Below are 1636 nucleotides of genomic sequence, written 5' to 3' on the forward strand. Positions count from 1 at the left end.
GTATAACGCGCAGTTAAGGGGTGAGCAACGCAATACTGAAGCCGCCACATACCGCCTTAATCACTTAAACCAACGCATAGTGAAAATGCCACGCGTTGTGAATCCCTCTTGAACAGTTTGTTAGGCTATTGACTCTCTGAGGTTCTCACGTACGTCCCATTGAAGGTGACATTTAGCCCGCCACAACCGTTGTCTTTGCTAACTACGAGGGTATCTTGATCTAATAAAATTTGGAGAGTGCAGCCGTCAACATCATAGCCTATTTGATTACCTTTTAACGTTACAATTCCGTCGATTTCTCCAAAATTTACAAGGCCAGAAGAAGAGTCTCCTACCCAAACTGCTGTCCCTGATAGTTCGTATGTGTTCGAACCCACCTTAGTTAAGTCAATAAAGGCAGTGTCAGTATCCAATTGATCATTGTTATACCGCTCATAATGCCCCTGAAAACCAGGAACGACTGCTGCATATGCAAGCGATGAAATAAGCAACATACTTAGAGCTACGCAAACTGTTTTCAAGCTCAAACTCTCCTCAATAGCCTAACGCCCTGTTAAGGTGTGAGCAACGCAACGCCGAAGTTTCCGCATACCACCTTAATCACTTAAACCGACGCATAGCAAAAGTGCCACGCGTTGCGAATCACTCTTAAACAGTTTGTTAGCTTTATATGCGTTTTGCAGCCATTAATATACATAGTAAGACAAAAGGAAACAAAATCACCAAACTGATTTCTAACGTACCAAGAAGTTTCGCTTGCAGAATGAACGAAACGGCACTAGAAACAGAGCAATAGATTATTGAAACAACAAATGCAATGAACACTTTTGTCCTGCTAAAGCCTTTATCAATATTCAACTTATAGTTAAAAGCGATAACAGGTAACAGTAATGCTATAATGTTATTCCCTTGAAGAGCCGGAATTGGTAGTGTTGTACCCAAGTATATAGCAAAAGAGATTAGTACGAGATAGCTAAATACCGACAAAATTGTATATTTTAACATCATCTTCTTCTTTCTAACCCTGTAGTGTACTTTTGCATTTCACTATAAGAAAACTCATGTATTCCCACTAAAGCAATTGATGCAATCAAAACCGCTATATTACCAGAACTGGCTCCTTGCTTAATAATACTCCATGCTGCGCCCCCTGCTCCATAAGCACCAGGGTTTGCTCCCAAGATGCTTGACCATCGGTTAAAGTCATTATGAAATTTTAAAATCTCTGTTAGCTCTTCAGTGGTCAATGACCACTCTCCCCATTGAGGGTTTACCAACACATCTGTACTTCTTGTTATGAGACAACTCTTCAATAGACCACTACTTAGTCCGTGGATAATTGCCATAACTTGCTGTCTCGCATTACGATCCAACTGACGGTACATGATTGTTCCAGACATAGCTTGCGAGACTTTAACAGGATCGCCTTGAACTAAGTGTAGTGGGATATTTAATATCTTCGCTAAAGATTTTAGCGCATCAGCTTGGTTACTAGGTAGTTTATAAGGTAAACGACTGACGTTATTCATTGCTCTCATTCCGTTGATAAATAGACGAAAGTAATTAATACAATCAGAAGAAATAATGACCTATTTATCATCGGTATCTATGTGATCAACCTCTAGAAAGCTAACGC

General features: G+C 40.1%; 2 protein-coding genes. Both read right to left on the reverse strand.

Annotated features, from left to right (window positions below; genetic code table 11):
* Positions 1-125: 125 nt before the first annotated feature.
* Positions 126-521: a hypothetical protein gene (locus L3V37_RS23975; RefSeq protein ID WP_213892757.1), complete on the reverse strand. Its 396-nt coding sequence runs from the start codon at positions 519-521 to the stop codon at positions 126-128.
* A gap of 483 nt (positions 522-1004) precedes the next feature.
* Positions 1005-1529 carry a hypothetical protein gene (locus L3V37_RS23985; RefSeq protein ID WP_237307346.1) on the reverse strand — a complete coding sequence of 175 codons (525 nt, stop codon included), beginning with the start codon at positions 1527-1529 and terminating at the stop codon, positions 1005-1007.
* Positions 1530-1636: the final 107 nt, after the last annotated feature.

This window comes from Vibrio sp. D54 (genome assembly GCF_021728075.1).
Lineage (GTDB): Bacteria > Pseudomonadota > Gammaproteobacteria > Enterobacterales > Vibrionaceae > Vibrio > Vibrio alginolyticus.

Bases quoted from the DNA above. Each gene is read 5' to 3' on its own strand.
- L3V37_RS23985 (WP_237307346.1), bottom strand. From the start codon at position 1,529: ATGAATAACGTCAGTCGTTTACCTTATAAACTACCTAGTAACCAAGCT.